Genomic DNA, 17,507 nt, shown 5'->3' with positions numbered 1-17,507 from the left:
CACGCTAAGCCGGTTGCAGCGGTCGTAGCGGCCTGAACTTGCCCGCGCCGATCTTGGCGCTGCTGCGCCAGAGGTAATCGCCGGTGAGGTTGATGTGCTCCCAACCGAGCGGCGACAGGTACTGCAACAGCGCGTCATCAACGGCATGGCCGTTGCCACGCAGCGCGTGCGCAGCCCGTTCCAGATAGACCGTGTTCCACAACACGACGGCAGCCGTTACCAGATTGAGGCCGCTAGCCCGGTAGCGCTGCTGCTCGAAACTGCGGTCGCGGATTTCACCCAGGCGGTTGAAAAACACTGCCCTGGCCAGCGCATTGCGCGCCTCGCCCTTGTTCAGGCCGGCATGCACGCGGCGGCGCAGTTCCACGCTTTGCAGCCAGTCCAGGATGAACAGCGTGCGCTCGATGCGGCCCAGCTCGCGGAGCGCCACGGCCAGGCCGTTCTGGCGTGGGTAGCTGCCGAGCTTTCGGAGCATCAGGGAGGCCGTCACCGTGCCCTGCTTGATCGAGGTGGCCAGCCGCAGGATTTCGTCCCAATGGGCGCGGACGTGCTTGATGTTGAGCGTGCCGCCGATCATGGGTTTCAGCGCGTCATAGGCGGCGTCGCCCTTCGGGATGTAGAGCTTGGTGTCGCCCAGGTCGCGGATGCGCGGCGCGAAGCGGAAGCCCAGGAGGTGCATCAGGGCGAAGACGTGATCGGTGAAGCCCGCCGTGTCGGTGTAATGCTCCTCGATCCGCAAGTCGGACTCGTGGTACAGCAGGCCGTCGAGCACGTAGGTCGAATCGCGCACGCCGACGTTCACGACCTTGGTGTGAAATGGCGCGTACTGGTCAGAAATGTGGGTGTAGAACGTCCGCCCTGGGCTGCTCCCGTATTTCGGGTTGATGTGGCCGGTGCTCTCGGCCTTGCTGCCGGTGCGGAAGTTCTGGCCGTCCGACGATGAGGTGGTGCCGTCGCCCCAGTGCTCGGCGAAGGGATGGCGGAACTGTGCGTTGACCAGATCGGCCAGCGCCGCCCCGTAGGTTTCGTCGCGGATGTGCCAGGCTTGCAGCCAAGCCAGCTTGGCGTAGGTCGTGCCGGGGCAAGACTCCGCCATCTTGGTCAGGCCCAGGTTGATCGCGTCGGCGAGGATCGTGGTCAGCAACAGGTTCTTGTCTTTGGCCGGGTCGCCCGATTTCAGATGCGCGAAATGCCGAGTGAAGCCCGTCCATTCGTCCACCTCCAGCAGCAGTTCGGTGATCTTGACGTGCGGCAGGATCATTGCCGTCTGGTCGATCAGCGCTTGGGCGGTGTCGGGTACCGCCGCGTCGAGCGGCGTGATCTTCAAGCCTGACTCGGTGATGATGGCGTCCGGCAGCTCGTTGGCCGTCGCCATACGGTTGACGGTGGCAAGCTGTGTTTCCAGCAGCGTCAGCCGGTCGTTCAGGTACCGGTTGCAGTCGGTGGCCACGGCCAGCGGCAATTCGCTGGCCTGCTTGAGGCTGGCGAATTTCGCGGGCGGCACCAGGTAGTCCTCGAAGTCCTTGAACTGGCGCGACCCCTGCACCCAGATGTCGCCGGAACGCAACGCGTTCTTCATCTCCGACAGCGCGCACAGTTCGTAGTAGCGCCGGTCGATGCCGGTGTCGGTCATGACCAGCTTCTGCCAGCGCGGCTTGATGAACTCGGTCGGCGCGTCGGCGGGCACCTTGCGGGCGTTGTCGCTGTTCATGCCGCGCAGCACCTCGATGGCGTCGAGCACGTCCTTCGCGGCGGGAGCGGCCCGCAGCTTGAGCACGGCAAGGAATTCCGGCGCGTAGCGGCGCAGCGTGGCGTAGCTTTCGCCGATGCGGTGCAGGAAATCGAAGTCCTCGGGCTGCGCAAGCTTCTGCGCTTCGGTGACGCTCTCGGCGAAGGCATCCCAGGACATGACGGCCTCGATGGCGGCGAACGGATCGCGGCCCGCCTGCTTGGCCTCGATCAGCGCCTGGCCGATGCGGCCGAACAGCCGCACCTTGGCGTTGATCGCCTTGCCGGACGCCTGGAATTGCTGCTGATGCTTGTTCTTGGCGGCGTTGAACAGCTTGCCCAGGATGCGGTCGTGCAGGTCGATGATTTCGTCGGTGACGGTGGCCATGCCCTCGATGGCAAGCGCCACCAGGGTGGCATAGCGTCGCTGCGCCTCGAACTTGGCCAGGTCGGCGGGCGTCATCTGGCCACCCTCACGGGCGATCTTGAGCAGGCGGTTCTGGTGCACCGACCGCTCGATGCCAGAAGGCAGGTCGAGCGCCTGCCACGCTTTGAGGCGTTCGATGTGTTCCAGCATGTGCCGCGAATTCGGTTTGACGGGCGATTGGCGCAGCCAGGCCAGCCAGGTCGTTTTGCCGTTGTCCCGACGCTTGAGCAGATCGTCGAGGCGGCGGCGATGCGCGTCCGACAGCGGTTCGGCCAAGGCATCGTAGATGCGCCGGTTGGCGCGGGTGATTGCTTCGGCGCTCGCCCGCTCGACGGCGTTGAGGGCAGGCAGAATGACCGACTGCTGCCGCAGGTGCTCGATCAAGGTGCTGGCCAGCACGATGCCCTTGTCGGTCTGCAAGGCCATCTCGGTCAGCAACTGGACGGCCTGCCGGTAGTGGCCCATGGTAAAGGGCTGGAAGCCGAACACCGTTTGCAGTTCGACCAGGTGCTCGCGCCGGGTCTGCTCCCGCTGCCCGTATTCGTCCCAGCTTTCGACGCTGACCTTGAGCTGGTCGGCGACCAGTTTCAACAAGGGCGGAAACGGCGGCTCATCGACGCCCAGGATGACACCAGGAAAGCGCAGGTAACAGAGCTGCACGGCGAAGCCCAGCCGGTTGGCCGGGCCGCGCCGCTGCCGGATGATGGAGAGGTCGGTTTCGCTGAACGTGTAGTGACGGATCAACTCATCCTTGGTGTCCGGCAACGCCAGCAGGCTTTCGCGCTCGGCGGCGGACAGGATTGAACGACGTGGCATATTTACTGATCCGTTCTCAAGTATTGATACAGGGTTTCGCGACTGATTCCGAATTCACGAGCCAGCTTGGTCTTTTGCTCGCCAGCCTCGACACGTTGGCGCAGTTCGGCAATACGCTCAGACGACAGGGATTTCTTCCTGCCACGGTAGGCCCCGCGCTGCTTGGCGAGCGCGATGCCCTCGCGCTGCCGCTCGCGGATCAAGGCGCGTTCGAACTCGGCGAACGCGCCCATTACCGACAGCATCAGGTTCGCCATCGGCGAGTCCTCGCCGGTGAAGGTCAAATGCTCCTTAAGGAACTCGATGCGTACGCCGCGCTGGGTGAGGCCCTGCACCAGGCGGCGCAGGTCGTCGAGGTTGCGCGCCAGACGATCCATGCTGTGCACCACGACCGTGTCGCCTTCGCGCACGAAGGCGAGCAGCCGTTCCAGTTCGGGCCGCCGTGTGTCCTTGCCCGACGCCTTGTCGGTGAACACTTTATCCACCTGGATCTGTTCGAGCTGCCGTTCTGGGTTCTGGTCGAAGCTGCTGACGCGGACGTAACCGATGCGCTGACCGTGCAAGGTATCCTCCTGAGGGAAATGTGTCAGGAAGAAATCTATGACCCTTGACGGCGTATGTCAATCAATTCGGAAGGCAACTCTATTCTGACGATTTAGCGCCGGATGGTCTGACGCCAAGTTAGGGTATGCCTCAATCTGACGGTAGCGAGTCGCAGGCGTTCGGATCGGCATCGGTTTCGTTCCCTGTCTTGGCACGCGCTTCGAAGCGTTGATAACACTCCAACCCGCAGAAGTGCTCGACGTATTCCGCGCCTTCCGGGGTGAAGGCGGCATCGAGCGGGATTTCCTTGCAGCACACGCAGCAACTGGTGGTGGTCGAGTCACTTGCATTCATGGTGGCACCCCTCCATTGACTGACGAAGACGGCGAATGCCGCCGCCGGCATTGGCTTCGCGAACAGGAAGCCTTGTCCTGTGTCGCAGTCCGCTTGTCGCAATAGATCAAGACTCGCCGATGTTTCCACGCCTTCAGCCACCACATCCATGCCCAGCCCGTGCGCAAGCTGAATCACGGTGTGCACGATGGTTTGGTCGCGGCGGTCGTTGGCGAGCCCGGCGACAAACGATTGGTCGATCTTGAGCGTGCTGATTGGGCAGCACTTCAGATGTTGCAGACAGGAATACCCCGTCCCGAAGTCATCGGCGGCGAAGCGCACACCGATCTGCCGCAAGGCGTCCAGGGCGGGGAAGATCGCCGGATCACCAAACGCGACCGATTCGGTCAGCTCGATTTCGAGATACTCGGCGGGCAACTCGGCATCAGCCAGCACGCCCTTTACCCACCCGTCGAAGTCCGGTCCCACTTGGCTCGCCGAAACATTGACGGCCAGCCGGAACGGTCGCCATGCCAGCATTCGCCAGTCACGCATCTGGCGGCAGGCTTCGCCCAGCACCCAAGCGCCGATTTCAGGCATCAGGCCGGACGATTCGACCACGGGCAGGAACTGGCCCGGTGGCAATAGTCCAAGCGTCGGATGACGCCAGCGCAACAGGGCTTCCGCGCCGACAATCCCACCACTGCGCAGATCGACGACGGGCTGGTAGTGCAGTTCAAGCTGCCCGCGCTCGACCGCTTGGGCCAGTTCCGGCGTCGTCCATCCATCCGGCCGGAAAGCGCTCATTCTCTTTCCCTGAATGCCCGCAACGCCCGCGACAGGGACAGAAGGAACAGGCCGGTCAAACCGAGCGCCGCGATGACCCAATGCTCGCCGAGGAAAGCACCGGCGGTTGTGCCGGCCAGCACGACAGCGAGGATGGGCAGGTGGCAGGGGCAAGTCAGCACAGCCAGTCCGCCCCACAGGTAGCCGGTGATCGGTTTGTGCGTCTCGGACGGCAAGCGCTCGGGGTTGTTCATGGCAGACTCTCCGCGTGCTGTGCCGGCTCGGTCGGCAGGGTGGCCAACTGCACTTCCAGATCGGCCAACGCTTCGCGCCGACGCTCGACGAACTGACGCAGCAGGGCAAGCTGCGCGGCCGCTTCGTCGCCGTCCGCCGCATCCAGCGCCCGGCACAGCCGCGCCAGCGCGTCGAGGCCGATGCCCGCCTCGAAGGCCGCCCGCACGAAGCACAGCCGTTGCAAGGCGGCGTCATCGAACAAGCCGTAGCCGCCTGGTGTGCACGCCACCGGGCGCAGCAATCCGCGCAGCAGGTAGTCGCGCACGATATGCACGCTCACCCCGGCATCAAGAGCCAGCCGGGACACCGTGTAGGCGTTCATTGAACACCTCCTTTTTCTCACCCGGCGCAGCAGGAAAGCTGCTTCACATCCTTGTTGAAGGTCTGCGCCGCGAGCTTCAACCCCTCGACCATCGTCAGGTAGGGGAACAACTGGTCGGCCAGTTCCTGCACCGTCATGCGGTTGCGAATGGCCAGAGCCGCCGTCTGGATCAGTTCACCCGCTTCCGGCGCGACCGCCTGTACGCCGATCAGCCGATGGCTGCCTTCCTCGATAACCAACTTGATGAAGCCGCGTGTGTCGAAGTTGGCGAGCGCACGCGGCACGTTGTCCAAGGTCAAGGTGCGGCTGTCGGTCTCGATCCCGTCGTGGTGGGCTTCCGCCTCGCTGTAGCCCACGGTCGCCACTTGCGGATCGGTGAACACCACGGCCGGCATTGCGGTCAGGTCGAGCGCCGCATCGCCGCCGGTCATGTTGATCGCGGCACGGGTGCCGGCCGCTGCCGCCACATAGACGAACTGCGGCTGGTCGGTGCAGTCGCCGGCCGCGTAGATGTTCGGGTTGCTCGTGCGCATGCCTTGGTCGATGACGATGGCACCTTGCGCATTGACAGTGACCCCCGCTGCGTCCAGCGCGAGGCTGCGCGTGTTCGGTGTCCGACCGGTGGCAACCAGCAGTTTGTCGGCGCGCAATTCACCGTGCGTGGTGGTCAGCACGAATTCACCGTCCATATGGGCGACCTGGCTGGCTTGCGTGTGCTCCAGCACCTCGATGCCCTCGGCACGGAAAGCGGCTGTCACCGCCTCGCCGATGGCCGGGTCTTCACGGAAGAACAAGGTATTGCGCGCCAGGACCGTGACCTTGCTGCCCAGCCGGGCAAAGGCTTGCGCCAGCTCCAGCGCCACCACCGACGAGCCGATTACGGCAAGGCGTTCGGGAATGGTGTCGCTCGCCAGGGCCTCGGTGGAAGTCCAGTAGGGTGACTCTTTCAAGCCCGGAATCGGCGGGACCGCCGGGCTGGCACCCGTGGCGACCAGGCAGCGGTCGAACATCACGACGCGCTCGCCACCCTCGTTCAAACGGACGGTAAGGCTCTGGTCGTCCTTGAAGCGCGCCTCACCGTGCACAACGGTGATGGCCGGATTACCGCCCAGGATGCCTTCGTACTTGGCGTGCCGCAGTTCGTCGACGCGGGCCTGCTGCTGGGCCAGCAGCTTACTGCGGTCAATCGTAGGCACAGTTGCCGCAATACCGCCATCGAACGGGCTTTCCCGGCGCAGATGGGCGATGTGGGCGGCGCGGATCATGATCTTGGACGGCACACAGCCGACATTGACGCAGGTGCCGCCGATGGTGCCGCGCTCGATCAGCGTGACCTGCGCGCCTTGCTCGACGGCCTTCAGCGCCGCCGCCATCGCGGCTCCACCGCTGCCAATGACCGCTACCTGCACCGGGGGCTCGTTGCCACTGTGCTTTTCGGCGGCGGCCATCCATCCCCGCACCTTGTCGAGCAGTCCGACGCGGTTGTCCGCCAGTGGCGCATCGGCTAGCGTTGCCTTGTAGCCCAGTCCGGCCACGGCGGCAGTCAGCGCGTCCGGCGATGTGCCCGGCACGATGGCGAGTTGCGCTGTGCCCTTCGGATAGGACACCAGCGCCGACTGCACGCCTGGCACTTTTTCCAGCGCTTCCTTGACGTGCGCCGCGCACGAGTCGCAAGTCATGCCGGTGATTTTTAGATGGGTCATGCAACAGATCCTTTATCGTTTGTGGCGCCAGACAATGACGTCCGTTGTGCTGCGGTGCCGTTTTCAGTGACTCACTGCTTGACGCTGGACGGATAGCCCGCGTCTGCGGTTGCCTTGGTCAGCTTCTGCACGCTGGTCTTGGCATCGTCGAAGGTGACGACCGCTTGGCGTGTCTCGAAAGTCACGTCAACTTTGCTGACGCCTTCGACCTTGGAAATCGCCTTCTTGACAGTGATCGGGCAGGCGGAGCAGGTCATGCCCGGTACGGACAGCGTGACGGTCTGGGTGGCGGCCCAGACGGGGGCAACAACGGCGGCGAGGGCGAGGGAGGCAAACAGTTTCTTCATGGTGAACTCCGATCAGTAGAAAAATGGCATGACGTAGGGAAATCCGAGCGCGACCAGAACCAGCGCGGCCACGATCCAGAAAATGAGCTTGTAAGTAGCTCGCACTTGGGGAATCGCGCAGACCTCACCCGGTTTGCAGGCCGCTGCCTGCCGGTAGATGCGCCGCCAGGCGAAGAACAACGCCACCAGCGCCACGCCGATAAAGATGGGGCGATAGGGTTCCAACACCGCCAAGTTGCCGATCCAAGCGCCGCTGAACCCCAAGGCGATCAGAACCAACGGCCCGAGGCAGCAAGCCGAGGCGAGGATGGCGGCAAGCCCTCCAGTGAAGAGCGCGCCGCGCCCGGTTTTTGGTTCAGACATGCGCTTGTCCTTTCGAATTGAAATTGGATAGCGTAACCTTACTTCCGTACTCATGTACGGAGTCAAGCGATATGGAAAACAATTTGGAGAACCTGACCATTGGCGTTTTCGCCAAGGCGGCCGGGGTCAATGTGGAGACCATCCGTTTCTATCAGCGCAAGGGCTTGTTGCTGGAGCCTGACAAGCCCTATGGCAGCATCCGCCGCTATGGCGAGGCGGATGTAACGCGGGTGCGCTTCGTGAAATCAGCCCAGCGGCTGGGCTTCAGCCTGGATGAGATCGCCGAGCTGCTGCGGCTGGAGGATGGCACCCATTGCGAGGAAGCCAGCAGTCTGGCCGAGCACAAGCTCAAGGACGTGCGCGAGAAAATGGCTGACCTGGCGCGCATGGAGGCCGTGCTGTCTGAGTTGGTGTGCGCCTGCCATGCGCGAAGGGGGAACGTTTCCTGCCCGCTGATCGCGTCACTACAGGGTGGAGCAAGCTTGGCAGGTTCGGCTATGCCTTAGCGTGCTTTATTTTCCGTTTTCTGAGACGACCCCAGGATGCGCTGCGTTTCCGTTGCCGCGGCCATATCCCCGCGTTTTCGCTGCACTTCCGCGAGGGCCCAAAGCGCCCAGGCGTCGTTCGGAGCCTGTTCGAGCGAGGCGCGCAGGTCACGCTCGGCGCCCGCGAGGTCTCCCCCCAGGAATTTCAAGGCGCCCAGCGAGCGGCGCACGGGGTAGTACCAGTAAGGCGGTTCCATGTAGGGCAGTCTTTCCTGCTGTGCCGCCGCCCGCTCGAAGGCGGCAATGGCTTCCGCGGATTCGCCCCGTGCCTGGGCGATGCGGGCGCGGAGGACTTCACCGGCGATGCGGACCAGATCCGGCGCCGGCACTCCGGCGGCGGACAGCGCTGAAAAGTCCGCCTTTGTTCCCAGTTGCAACAAAGCGTCGAGCTCCGCCTGGGCCTCCTGAACGGCCGCCTGGCGCGCCGCCGCTACTCCCCGGGCATAGCGCCACATGGCCTGGACGTAAGGAAACTCCGAACCGGGATCGGCCAGCTTCGATACGGCCTCCGGCGTGCCGAATTGGGCCTGGGCGAGATACGGCGCCGCCTTGATGGGCTGCGCCCAGGGTACGGTCCGGACGGCGTCGTCGGCGATGACTGCGGCGAGCTTGCCCGCCGTGTCCAAAGCCATTGCGCCGTCACCGGCCATCTGCGCCGACACCATCAGGAAATGCACGTTGTGGGGATAATAGGCGAGCGCATAGATGCCCTTGGCGCCGGTTTCCTTCAGATACGCCTCGTCCGCGGCGATGGCGGCGCGATTGGCTTCCAACGCGTCGCGGTAGCGGCCCAGGCGGTAATACAGGTGGCCGGGCATGTGCACCATGTGGCCGGCGCCGGGCATCAGCCGCGTAAGCCGGTCCGCATGGGCTTCGGCCCGTTCGGGCCGGTCGGAGCCTTCCACCATGTGGATGTAGTAATGGATCGCGCCGGGATGGTCGGGATTCCGCGCCAGCACCCGTTCCAATACCTGCAGGATTTCCGCCGTGCGGCCCTTCGGTGTGTGCCCGTTTTCTTCCCAATAGTCCCAGGGCGAAAGGTCCATGAGGCTTTCCGCGTAAAGCACGGCAATCTCGTCATCCTTGGGATGGCGCCGATAAAGCTTGCCCATGGCGTCGGCATAGGCTTGGTCCAGGGGCTTGCGGCCGGTTTCGGAATTTCCGGGGTAGCGCTTGGCGAGCGCCTCGATCAAAGCCCGTTCCTTGCGATTCCCTCGCCTGGCGAGTGTCTTGGCCTGCCCGATCGCTGAGCCGGCCGGGCCGATGGCGGCGGGTTCCATGGGGGCGTTGATGTTGGGGCCGAGTACCAAGGCCTCGCCCCAGAAGCACATCGCGCAGCTTGGATCGAGCTTCTGTGCCCTGCGAAAGGCGCGCTGGGCTTCCAGGTGATTGAACGCGTAGGTGAGGCGCAGACCCTGGTCGAAGTAGCGCTGGGCCAGCTTGTCACGGGTCTTTATCTTGTAGCTCAGCGTACCGAGGTTGCTCCAAAGGGGCGGTTCGGTGTCGACATAGTCAGAAGCCGCCACGGCTGCCGCCGGAAGATGCCCCGCCTCTCCGTGACCGTGGGTATGACCGGGGTGGCCCTCGGCAAACACATTGACGCTGGCTGCCAGCAGCACGGCGAGCAGCGGTACGTTACTCCTGAGGGAGATGAGGATGAGTGAGTTGTCGCGGTTCATGGATATGCTCTTCACAAAAAAGTGTCATGAACAACGTCAAGGCGAACGGGGGTTCCTCATGATGCCACGAAACGACGTCGGCATCATGAGCGCCTACTTTCTCCTTTCTTCCTTTTGCTCTTCGAGCAGTTCCTTGAGCCGCTCCTCGATCGCCGAGTCGGTCTGGAAGTCGCGGCCCGGCGCTCTCTGCGCCAGCTTGAGGTGCAGGATCGCGTTGCGGGTCTGGCCGTCGGCGTAATAGGCTTCGGCCAGGTAGCGGTGGGATTCCGCTTCGTTGCCGAGCTGGGAGTGGGCCTGCGCCAGCAGCTCGTACACTTCCGGCGTTGCCGGGAACCGGAGCAGGTACTCCTGCAGCCGCTTGCGTGCCTCCGCGGGTTTACCGGACCGGACCAGGGTCTGGGCGTAGTTCAGGCTGAGCGCGCGGTTGCCGGGGAAGCGCTTCAGGGCTTCCTCGTAGGTGGCGAGGGCGGCGGGATAGTTCTTGGCTTCGCGCTCGGCGTCGGCGAGCGCGTTGTAGAATTGCGACTGCTCGGGATAGCGGCGGATGAGCTCCTGGAGCATGGGCCGGCCCTGGCCGATTTTGCCCTGGGCGATCAGCGCCAAAGCCAGGCCGTAATGGGCCACGTCCTGCTGCTGGCGGGTGCCGACGTCGGAAATCGCGGTGAAATAGCTGACGCTTTCCTGAGGGTTGTGGGTCGTTTGCACGTGCAGCTTGGCCCGGATGATCTGGTAGCTGAAAGAGTCGGGATACTGCTTGTAGGCGTATTGTTCGGCCCGCCCACGGGTGTCGGCGATACGGGACATGGTGACCGGGTGGGTCAGGAGAAATTCCGGGGTACTGCGGCCGGTGGAGAAGCGGGTGGATTGCTGCATCCGCTCGAAGAAGGTGGGCATCGCACGCGGGTCGAAGTTCGAGCCGGAGAGGATTTTCATGCCCACCCGGTCGGCTTCCGCTTCATTGTCTCGGGTAAAATTGATCTGCATCTGCTGGCTGGCCGCCGAGGCGGCGATGACCGCGGCCTGGCCCAACTGGCTGGAGCCGGTTCCGGCGCCCAGCAGCACGCCGGCCAGCATGGCCGCCGCGGTCGGCAGCGACATCCGGCCGGCGGCCTGGAATGCTTCGTAGAGGTGGCGCTGGGTGATGTGCGCGATTTCGTGTCCGAGCACCGAGGCCAGCTCGCTTTCGCTTTCGGTCGTGAGGATCAGGCCCGAGTTGACACCGATGTAGCCGCCGGGGCCGGCGAACGCGTTGATGACCGGCTGGTTGACGACGAAGAAGTGAAAGGGCTGCCCCGGGGTGTCGCTGTTTTCCACCAGCTTCCGCCCCAGCGCCTGGATATAGTCGGTGACTTCCGGGTCTTCGTTGATCTGTACCTGGAGGTGCAGATTCCGGTAAAACGCTTCGCCCAGCGCTTTTTCCTGCTGGGGCGTGAACAGCGTGCCGGTGGAGTCGCCCATGTCCGGCAGCTCGAGGTTGAGCGGTTCGCTGGCCGCGGGAAGAGAGGCGGCAATCAGGGAAACCGTCAGTATGGCGGTTGCCGCTCGGGACGGCAGGCAGGCGGGTCGGCGGGGGCGGGGAGGCGTCATGAAAGCGATTGGAATTGTGGGGCGGAAACGGGGTTGAAGCGGTTCGCGGCGGGAGCGGTGATCATGAAATTCGTCATACAGATCAATGCGAGCCCTCGCGAGGCTCAGGCGGCGAACACCGCGTATCAGTTTATCAAAGCCGCGCTGGCGAACGGCCACCGTATCCCGCTGGTGTTCTTTTACTATGACGGCGTCTGCAATGCACAAGTTTCATCGTTTGCCGGCGAAGACGATCTCTCCGCCCGCTGGAGCGCCCTGGCGCGTGAAACCGGCCTGGATCTGGTCCTGTGCGTTTCCGCGGCCCAGCGCCGGGGTTTGGTTTCCACGGACGGAAAGGACGAAGGACTGCTGGCGCCGGGTTTCCGTGTCGGAGGTCTCGGCCAGTGGGTGGACGCCTGCCTGAAAGCGGACCGGGTACTCACCTTCGCCGCATGAATCATCCCAAGAGTTTCGTGTTCGTGGTGCGGCAGCCGCCTTTTTGCGGCGGTCGCAACGCCGAGGTGGTGGACCAGTTGCTGGCGGTCGCGGCATTCGATCATCCCGTGGACGTCCTGTTCCTCGACGACGGCGTGTGGCAGTTGCAGGCGGCTCATATCCCCGAAGGCGCGGGGCTTCGCCCGTTGGCGCCGCTGCTGCAAACCCTGGAGTTCTACGACGTCCGCGAAGTCGCGGCGGAACACGAATCGCTCGCCGAGCGGGCGCTGTCGCCGGATGGGCTGGTCTTGCCGGTGCGGCTGCTGGCGCGGAGCGAGGTTCCGGGCTGGATCGCCGGCCACGATGTCGCTGTGGGTTGCGGATGAGCGTGCTGCATCTGGTCAATGCCTCGCCCTTCGAGAGCGCCGCCCTCAGCCGTTGCCTGGCCCGGGCGGGGGATGCCGACGCCGTGCTCCTGCTGGAAAACGGCGTCTACGGCGCTCTGGCCGGCTGCCGATTCTCGGATGAAGTCGTTGAGGCGGCGGCGCGTCTGGACATCCGCGTGCTGGCGCCGGATCTCGACGCCCGCGGTCTTCGCGCATCGAGCCTGCTGCCATCGCTCGGCCGGGTGGGCTATGACGGCTTCGTCGAGCTCGCGGCGCGCCACGAGCTTTCGCTGACATGGACGTGAATCAGTCCTTGCGGCTCGACGCCGACGGTTTCCTGCTGGATTCGCAGTCCTGGGACGAAGGTACGGCGGAACGCCTCGCCGAAACGATCGGCATCCGCCTGACCGAGGCGCACTGGGAGATCGTCCGCTTTACCCGGGACTACCATCGCCGCTTCGATCATCTGCCGAACGCCCGCCTGTTCGTGAAGGCGGTCCGGAAAGCGCTGGGGGAAGCCAAAGGCAACAACCGTTATCTGCACGGCCTGTTTCCCGGCGGGCCGCTCAAGCAGGCGTGCCTGATCGCCGGCCTGCCCAAACCGCCCGGCTGCCTGTAAGGTGGCCCTAGGGCGCGGTCTGCTAAAATCCGGCGTCTTTTTCCACCGAGCGCACGCCTTGTATTCCAGGAGCAAACTTTTCTCTTCCCTGCCGAAATTCCGTAATGCGCATCGGGGCTGCGGCCCGGCGATGCCGCGGTCCATGGAATCCTGGGTGTTCGAAAGCGGCTCCCTGACCCGGCGACTGAAGGCCGCGTGCGGCGCCCGTTTCAATGTCCGAGTGATCCGCCAGGGCTTCGCCCATCCCTTTCCGGACGAGGCTTTGCTGCTGAAACTCCGGTCCGGCCGCCGCGCGCTGGTGCGCGAAGTCGAGCTCAGATCCGGCGAACGGCCTTTGGTTCTAGCCCGCAGCGTCCTCCCGGTGCAAACCCTCAAGGGTGCCGGACGTCGGCTGACGCGCCTTGGGAATCGCCCCCTGGGGGAAATCCTGTTCGCCTCCCGGCGTCTGCGGCGCCAGGGCCTGGAGGCGGCGCGGGTCGGGATCCGTCAATGGCGCCCTGACGTTCGTGCCGGCCTGGAACCGGCAGCAACGGTGTGGGGCCGGCGCTCGCTCTATTCGATTGGGGGAAGGCCCTTGCTGGTCGCCGAATTCTTCCTTCCCGCCGTGCTTTCCGCCACGGAGTCCGTATGAACGTCCCGCCTTCGCTCGAATCGCGTGCCGATGCCTACTGGCGCTTGATGCGCTTCGACAAGCCCATCGGCATCTTCCTGCTGCTCTGGCCCGCGCTGTGGGCGCTGTGGATCGCCGGACAGGGACACCCCGCTCCGGGCGTGGCGACCGTGATCGTGCTCGGCGTGGTGTTGATGCGGGCGGCGGGCTGCGTCATCAACGACTACGCCGACCGCGATTTCGACCCGCACGTCGAACGCACCCGGCTGCGGCCGATCGCGGCGGGGGAGGTGACGCCGAAGGAGGCTCTGATCCTGTTCGTGGTTCTGTGCCTGACGGCCTTCGCGCTGGTGCTGACGATGAACGGCCTGACCATCGCCCTGTCGGTGCCGGGCGCGTTCCTGGCCGCCTCTTACCCCTTCACCAAACGCTATACCCATCTGCCCCAGGCCTATCTCGGCCTAGCCTTCGGCTGGGCCATTCCCATGGCTTTCGCCGCCCAGACCGGCTCGATTCCGGCCGTGGCCTGGGCGCTGTACGCGGCGACGGTGCTGTGGGCGCTGATCTACGACACCATGTACGCCATGGTGGACCGGGAGGACGATCTGAAGATCGGGATCAAGTCGACCGCGATCCTGTTCGGAAAGCATGACCGCGAAATCATCGGCGCCCTGCAGATCGCCATGCTGGCGATCCTGTTCGGCATCGGCCGCTACTTAGGCCTGGGCGGGCCCTACGCGCTGGGGCTGGCCGCGGCGGCGGGGTTCTCGGTTTACCAGCAGGTCCTGATTTTCCGGCGGGAGAAGCCCAAGTGCTTCCGCGCCTTCCTCAATAATCACTGGTTCGGTGCGGCGGTGTTCGCCGGATTGCTCGCAGACTATGCGTGGGCCGACTGAGCTGGCCGTTCGTAGATCACGATGCCGACGCGGTCGATGTGCTCGAGCAGTCCGGGTTCGGTGATGGCGGCGTAATCGAGCACATCGAAATAGTACGGTAAGGGCTTTTCTTCGTTCAGCACCCCCGCGAGGCGCACGGCGGATTCATGGCCGACGGCTTTGCCCTGGATCGCCAGGTCGACGTCCGAGCCCGTCTTGAAATTGCCCTCGGCGCGCGAACCGAACAACAGCACGCGCTCGATTTCCGGAAATGCCTCGATGGCATCGACGATGAGGGCGAGGTCGGAGTCGCGCAGTCCGTACGGCATCGCTATCCGTCAAGCCTAGCCCGGAAATCCCGGTACAACCGCTCCAGACAAGGGAAATACGTCGAGCGTATCTTTTGTTCCACCAGCACCGCGGTACTTTCATTGTAGGTATGCGTGGTCAGATTCCGGTCTTCCAGGGCTTCCAGCCACTCGTGTCCCTGGCTGATGAAGCTGGCTTGAAAGGCTTGCTTGATCGCGTCCCGGGGGCTCTTCGGCGCGAAACCCTCTGCCTCCTCGAAGTCCTTCAGCAGCTTCCAGCCGAGTTCGAAAGCCATTCCGAAGAACTGAATCAGCCCCGCGCGTTCCACTATCGAAGGCCGTTCGATCTCATTTGCCTCCTGCAGCAGCAGGAAGGCCTTTTCAAACTGACGGAACCGTTGCCGCCAGCGAACGTCCTCCTGACTCATAGGCTCATACCCGGTGCAGCACCAGCTCCAGCACCATCTTGCTGCCGAAATAGGCCAGCATCAACGCGGCGAAACCGCCCAGGGTCCAGCGGATGGCGGTCCGGCCGCGCCAGCCGCGGAACCGGCGCCCGCTGAGCAACGCGGCAAACACCCCCCAGGCGGCGATGGACAAGACGGTCTTGTGGGCCAGATGCTGGGCGAACAGGTTTTCGACGAACAGGAATCCGGTTACCAGGGACACGCTGAGCAGGACGAATCCGGCGCCAATCAGTTGGAACAGCAGTTTTTCCATGGTCTGGAGGGGCGGCAGCGATCGCACGAACCCGCTGGCGTGGTGGGTCTTGAGCCGCCAGTCCTGGACGGCCAGTACGATGGCCTGCAGGGCGGCGATGTTGAGAAAGCTGTAGGCCAGCATCGACACTACGATGTGCAAGCGCATCTCCAGAGAATGGTTCTTCAGGAAGTGCGCGCTCTCGGGCATTGAGAGCTTCAGGGCCAGAATCAGGGCGGCCATCGGAAACACCACGATGCCGAGTTTCTCCACCGGTCTGAACAAGGCTCCGGCCAGCAGCACGGTAGCGATCATCCAGGCCGCGGCGGACAGGGTATTCAGAAAACCGACGTTGAGGTCTCCTTCGGCGTCGAACAGCGTGGAAAGCGTCAATGCATGGCAGCCGATTGCGAGAAAGCCGAACACCAGGGTAGCCCCTTTCTGACGCCGCGTTTCCAGCGGGGAAAGGTAATCTGTACGCAACGACTGGTAGATGGATGCGGCGGCGGCGAGATAGGCCAGGATCGCGGTGACGGCGAAGATCGCGGAATGCATACGGGGTCATGTCCTCCGGGGCGTAGTCTGGCATAATGCGCGGTCTGTTTGAAGCCGAGGGGACCACCCCGGCATCCGAGCTACAAGATCAGGAAACCAGCCATGTTCGACAATCTGACCGACCGCCTTTCCGACTCCTTGCGCAAACTGCGCGGCCAGGGGCGTTTGACCGAAGCCAACATCCAGGACGCCCTGCGCGAAGTGCGCCAGGCGCTGCTCGAAGCCGACGTCGCACTGCCGGTGGTCAAGGACTTCATCGAACAGGTGAAGGCGCGGGCGCTGGGCCAGGAAGTCCAGAAGAGCCTCACCCCCGGCCAGGCCATGATCAAGATCGTCAACGAAGAACTGGTGACGATCATGGGCAAGGCCAACGAGAAACTGAATCTGGCCACCCAGCCGCCGGCCGTGATCCTGATGGCGGGTCTGCAGGGGGCGGGCAAGACCACCACCGTCGCCAAGCTGGCGCGCTGGATCAAGGAGAACCTGCGCAAGTCCGTACTGGTGGCCAGCGCCGACGTCTACCGTCCGGCCGCCATCCAGCAGCTCGAGACCCTGGCCGGCGAAGTCAAGGCCGAATTCTTCCCCAGCGACGCCAGCGAGCAGCCGGTGGACATCGCTCGCCGCGCCATCGAGCATGCCAAGAAACGCTACGTCGACGTGGTCATCATCGACACCGCCGGGCGTCTCCACATCGACGAGGAGATGATGGGCGAAATCAAGGCCGTGCACGCCGCGATCCAACCGATCGAGACCCTGTTCGTGGTGGACAGCATGACCGGTCAGGACGCCGCCAACACCGCCAAGGCCTTCCACGACGCGCTGCCGCTGACCGGCGTCATCCTGACCAAGACCGACGGCGACGCCCGCGGCGGCGCGGCGCTGTCGATCCGCCACATCACCGGCAAGCCGATCAAGTTCATGGGCGTGGGCGAGAAGACCGCGGCGCTGGAGATGTTCCATCCCGACCGCGTGGCATCGCGTATCCTCGGCATGGGCGACGTGCTCTCGCTGATCGAGGACGTCGAGCGCACCATGGACAAGGCCAAGGCCGAAAAGCTCGCCAAGAAGATCCACAAAGGCCGGCGTTTCGACCTCAACGACTACCGCGACCAGTTGCTGCAGCTCAAGAACATGGGCGGCCTCGCCGCCATGCTGGACAAGCTGCCGGGCGTGGGCAACGTGCCTCAGCACGTCAAGGACAAGATCAACGATAAGGAGATGTACCAGCAGTTGGCCATGATCGACTCCATGACCCCCGGCGAACGCTCCGACCCGGACGTCATCAATCCCTCCCGCAAACGCCGCATCACCCTGGGCTCAGGCACCGACGTGCAGGACTTGAACCGCATGCTCAAGCAGCACGAGCAGATGCAGAAAATGATGAAGAAGCTCAAGGGCGGCAACATCATGAACATGATGAAGGGCATGAAAGGCCAGATGGGCCGCCGGATGCCGTTCTGAAAACGGGCCGGCGACACTTTGCCCTTTGCCGTTCCGATACCACGGCCCGACGTTTTCGCAGCGATGGGGTAACGTTCCTGTAACCGCCGGAAGGTAGGCTGGCTGCC

The 17,507-nt window shown here is 64.1% G+C and carries 21 protein-coding genes; 8 read left to right on the top strand and 13 right to left on the bottom strand.

Features of this window, described 5'->3' with window-relative positions; genetic code table 11:
* Positions 1-4 precede the first annotated feature (4 nt).
* From ABZN20_RS03440 to merT, 8 genes are all read right to left on the bottom strand, one after another.
* Positions 5-2,971 carry a Tn3 family transposase gene (locus ABZN20_RS03440; RefSeq protein ID WP_001138070.1) on the bottom strand — a complete coding sequence of 989 codons (2,967 nt, stop codon included), beginning with the start codon at positions 2,969-2,971 and terminating at the stop codon, positions 5-7.
* 2 nt (positions 2,972-2,973) lie between these two features.
* Positions 2,974-3,534 (bottom strand): recombinase family protein, encoded by a 561-nt coding sequence (locus ABZN20_RS03435; protein ID WP_003124096.1) that lies wholly within the window; start codon positions 3,532-3,534, stop codon positions 2,974-2,976.
* Positions 3,535-3,664: 130 nt separating this feature from the next.
* Positions 3,665-4,654: a DUF3330 domain-containing protein gene (locus tag ABZN20_RS03430; RefSeq protein WP_003132006.1), complete on the bottom strand. Its 990-nt coding sequence runs from the start codon at positions 4,652-4,654 to the stop codon at positions 3,665-3,667.
* Positions 4,651-4,887: a broad-spectrum mercury transporter MerE gene (merE, locus tag ABZN20_RS03425; protein WP_003132004.1), complete on the bottom strand. Its 237-nt coding sequence runs from the start codon at positions 4,885-4,887 to the stop codon at positions 4,651-4,653. Before merE ends, ABZN20_RS03430 begins: the two co-directional genes overlap by 4 nt.
* The gene (merD, locus tag ABZN20_RS03420; protein WP_000995360.1) at positions 4,884-5,249 is read right to left on the bottom strand and encodes a mercury resistance co-regulator MerD; all 366 of its coding nucleotides are present in this window, start codon (positions 5,247-5,249) and stop codon (positions 4,884-4,886) included. Before merD ends, merE begins: the two co-directional genes overlap by 4 nt.
* 17 nt (positions 5,250-5,266) lie before the next feature.
* Complete coding sequence (merA, locus tag ABZN20_RS03415; RefSeq protein ID WP_003156770.1) at positions 5,267-6,952, bottom strand: mercury(II) reductase; 1,686 nt, start codon at positions 6,950-6,952, stop codon at positions 5,267-5,269.
* 71 nt (positions 6,953-7,023) lie between these two features.
* Entirely contained in the window at positions 7,024-7,299 is a 276-nt protein-coding gene (gene merP / locus ABZN20_RS03410) for a mercury resistance system periplasmic binding protein MerP (protein WP_003131987.1), read from the bottom strand.
* A 12-nt stretch (positions 7,300-7,311) separates the two neighbouring features.
* Positions 7,312-7,662 (bottom strand): mercuric ion transporter MerT, encoded by a 351-nt coding sequence (gene merT, locus ABZN20_RS03405; protein ID WP_003131974.1) that lies wholly within the window; start codon positions 7,660-7,662, stop codon positions 7,312-7,314.
* Positions 7,663-7,733: 71 nt separating this feature from the next.
* On the opposite strand from merT, the gene ABZN20_RS03400 reads away from it, so the two are divergent.
* Positions 7,734-8,168 (top strand): mercury resistance transcriptional regulator MerR, encoded by a 435-nt coding sequence (locus ABZN20_RS03400; protein ID WP_003131969.1) that lies wholly within the window; start codon positions 7,734-7,736, stop codon positions 8,166-8,168.
* Here the strand turns inward: ABZN20_RS03400 and ABZN20_RS03395 are convergent.
* Both ABZN20_RS03395 and ABZN20_RS03390 read right to left on the bottom strand, forming a co-directional pair.
* Positions 8,165-9,886, bottom strand: coding sequence for a hypothetical protein (locus tag ABZN20_RS03395; RefSeq protein ID WP_367026747.1), 1,722 nt, complete (start codon positions 9,884-9,886; stop codon positions 8,165-8,167). The genes ABZN20_RS03400 and ABZN20_RS03395 overlap by 4 nt on opposite strands.
* Positions 9,887-9,979: 93 nt before the next feature.
* Positions 9,980-11,473, bottom strand: a complete 1,494-nt coding sequence (locus ABZN20_RS03390; protein WP_367026746.1) for a M48 family metalloprotease — start codon at positions 11,471-11,473, stop codon at positions 9,980-9,982.
* A 63-nt stretch (positions 11,474-11,536) separates the two neighbouring features.
* Here ABZN20_RS03390 and tusD point away from each other — a divergent pair, with 63 nt between their 5' ends.
* The 6 genes from tusD to ubiA all read left to right on the top strand — a co-directional run bounded on the left by tusD (position 11,537) and on the right by ubiA (position 14,398).
* Entirely contained in the window at positions 11,537-11,908 is a 372-nt protein-coding gene (gene tusD / locus ABZN20_RS03385; RefSeq protein WP_367026745.1) for a sulfurtransferase complex subunit TusD, read from the top strand.
* Complete coding sequence (tusC, locus tag ABZN20_RS03380) at positions 11,905-12,273, top strand: sulfurtransferase complex subunit TusC (RefSeq protein ID WP_367026744.1); 369 nt, start codon at positions 11,905-11,907, stop codon at positions 12,271-12,273. The genes tusD and tusC overlap by 4 nt, the downstream gene beginning before the upstream one ends.
* Positions 12,270-12,578 carry a sulfurtransferase complex subunit TusB gene (tusB, locus tag ABZN20_RS03375; protein ID WP_218806925.1) on the top strand — a complete coding sequence of 103 codons (309 nt, stop codon included), beginning with the start codon at positions 12,270-12,272 and terminating at the stop codon, positions 12,576-12,578. The genes tusC and tusB overlap by 4 nt, the downstream gene beginning before the upstream one ends.
* Positions 12,569-12,892: a TusE/DsrC/DsvC family sulfur relay protein gene (locus ABZN20_RS03370; RefSeq protein WP_367026742.1), complete on the top strand. Its 324-nt coding sequence runs from the start codon at positions 12,569-12,571 to the stop codon at positions 12,890-12,892. Before tusB ends, ABZN20_RS03370 begins: the two co-directional genes overlap by 10 nt.
* Before the next feature lie 142 nt (positions 12,893-13,034).
* Positions 13,035-13,523: a chorismate--pyruvate lyase family protein gene (locus ABZN20_RS03365; RefSeq protein WP_367026741.1), complete on the top strand. Its 489-nt coding sequence runs from the start codon at positions 13,035-13,037 to the stop codon at positions 13,521-13,523.
* Positions 13,520-14,398, top strand: coding sequence for a 4-hydroxybenzoate octaprenyltransferase (gene ubiA, locus ABZN20_RS03360; RefSeq protein WP_367026740.1), 879 nt, complete (start codon positions 13,520-13,522; stop codon positions 14,396-14,398). Before ABZN20_RS03365 ends, ubiA begins: the two co-directional genes overlap by 4 nt.
* Here the strand turns inward: ubiA and ABZN20_RS03355 are convergent.
* The 3 genes from ABZN20_RS03355 to ABZN20_RS03345 are packed head-to-tail and all read right to left on the bottom strand — an operon-like array spanning position 14,380 to position 15,939.
* Positions 14,380-14,706, bottom strand: a complete 327-nt coding sequence (locus tag ABZN20_RS03355; protein WP_367026739.1) for a nucleotidyltransferase domain-containing protein — start codon at positions 14,704-14,706, stop codon at positions 14,380-14,382. The two genes, ubiA and ABZN20_RS03355, sit on opposite strands and share 19 nt — an antisense overlap.
* A gap of 2 nt (positions 14,707-14,708) precedes the next feature.
* Complete coding sequence (locus ABZN20_RS03350; RefSeq protein WP_367026738.1) at positions 14,709-15,113, bottom strand: nucleotidyltransferase substrate binding protein; 405 nt, start codon at positions 15,111-15,113, stop codon at positions 14,709-14,711.
* A 4-nt stretch (positions 15,114-15,117) separates the two neighbouring features.
* Positions 15,118-15,939, bottom strand: coding sequence for a cytochrome C assembly family protein (locus tag ABZN20_RS03345; protein WP_218806928.1), 822 nt, complete (start codon positions 15,937-15,939; stop codon positions 15,118-15,120).
* Between the two features lie 102 nt (positions 15,940-16,041).
* On the opposite strand from ABZN20_RS03345, the gene ffh reads away from it, so the two are divergent.
* Positions 16,042-17,400 carry a signal recognition particle protein gene (gene ffh, locus ABZN20_RS03340; RefSeq protein ID WP_218806929.1) on the top strand — a complete coding sequence of 453 codons (1,359 nt, stop codon included), beginning with the start codon at positions 16,042-16,044 and terminating at the stop codon, positions 17,398-17,400.
* Positions 17,401-17,507 lie beyond the last annotated feature (107 nt).

This window comes from Methylococcus sp. ANG (assembly GCF_040730495.1).
Lineage (GTDB): Bacteria > Pseudomonadota > Gammaproteobacteria > Methylococcales > Methylococcaceae > Methylococcus.
This window is presented reverse-complemented; position numbering and strand designations above follow the sequence as displayed.

What these genes read in the sequence shown, in the direction of transcription:
- ABZN20_RS03370 (WP_367026742.1), top strand. Translation starts at nt 12,569, where the DNA reads ATGGACGTGAATCAGTCCTTGCGGCTCGACGCCGACGGTTTCCTGCTG.
- ABZN20_RS03365 (WP_367026741.1), top strand. Translation starts at nt 13,035, where the DNA reads ATGGAATCCTGGGTGTTCGAAAGCGGCTCCCTGACCCGGCGACTGAAG.
- merP (WP_003131987.1), bottom strand. Translation starts at nt 7,299, where the DNA reads ATGAAGAAACTGTTTGCCTCCCTCGCCCTCGCCGCCGTTGTTGCCCCC.
- ABZN20_RS03440 (WP_001138070.1), bottom strand. Translation starts at nt 2,971, where the DNA reads ATGCCACGTCGTTCAATCCTGTCCGCCGCCGAGCGCGAAAGCCTGCTG.
- ABZN20_RS03345 (WP_218806928.1), bottom strand. Translation starts at nt 15,939, where the DNA reads ATGCATTCCGCGATCTTCGCCGTCACCGCGATCCTGGCCTATCTCGCC.
- merD (WP_000995360.1), bottom strand. Translation starts at nt 5,249, where the DNA reads ATGAACGCCTACACGGTGTCCCGGCTGGCTCTTGATGCCGGGGTGAGC.
- ubiA (WP_367026740.1), top strand. Translation starts at nt 13,520, where the DNA reads ATGAACGTCCCGCCTTCGCTCGAATCGCGTGCCGATGCCTACTGGCGC.
- tusC (WP_367026744.1), top strand. Translation starts at nt 11,905, where the DNA reads ATGAATCATCCCAAGAGTTTCGTGTTCGTGGTGCGGCAGCCGCCTTTT.
- ABZN20_RS03395 (WP_367026747.1), bottom strand. Translation starts at nt 9,886, where the DNA reads ATGAACCGCGACAACTCACTCATCCTCATCTCCCTCAGGAGTAACGTA.
- ABZN20_RS03430 (WP_003132006.1), bottom strand. Translation starts at nt 4,654, where the DNA reads ATGAGCGCTTTCCGGCCGGATGGATGGACGACGCCGGAACTGGCCCAA.
- merT (WP_003131974.1), bottom strand. Translation starts at nt 7,662, where the DNA reads ATGTCTGAACCAAAAACCGGGCGCGGCGCGCTCTTCACTGGAGGGCTT.
- ABZN20_RS03390 (WP_367026746.1), bottom strand. Translation starts at nt 11,473, where the DNA reads ATGACGCCTCCCCGCCCCCGCCGACCCGCCTGCCTGCCGTCCCGAGCG.
- tusD (WP_367026745.1), top strand. Translation starts at nt 11,537, where the DNA reads ATGAAATTCGTCATACAGATCAATGCGAGCCCTCGCGAGGCTCAGGCG.
- ABZN20_RS03350 (WP_367026738.1), bottom strand. Translation starts at nt 15,113, where the DNA reads ATGAGTCAGGAGGACGTTCGCTGGCGGCAACGGTTCCGTCAGTTTGAA.
- tusB (WP_218806925.1), top strand. Translation starts at nt 12,270, where the DNA reads ATGAGCGTGCTGCATCTGGTCAATGCCTCGCCCTTCGAGAGCGCCGCC.
- merA (WP_003156770.1), bottom strand. Translation starts at nt 6,952, where the DNA reads ATGACCCATCTAAAAATCACCGGCATGACTTGCGACTCGTGCGCGGCG.
- merE (WP_003132004.1), bottom strand. Translation starts at nt 4,887, where the DNA reads ATGAACAACCCCGAGCGCTTGCCGTCCGAGACGCACAAACCGATCACC.
- ABZN20_RS03355 (WP_367026739.1), bottom strand. Translation starts at nt 14,706, where the DNA reads ATGCCGTACGGACTGCGCGACTCCGACCTCGCCCTCATCGTCGATGCC.
- ffh (WP_218806929.1), top strand. Translation starts at nt 16,042, where the DNA reads ATGTTCGACAATCTGACCGACCGCCTTTCCGACTCCTTGCGCAAACTG.
- ABZN20_RS03400 (WP_003131969.1), top strand. Translation starts at nt 7,734, where the DNA reads ATGGAAAACAATTTGGAGAACCTGACCATTGGCGTTTTCGCCAAGGCG.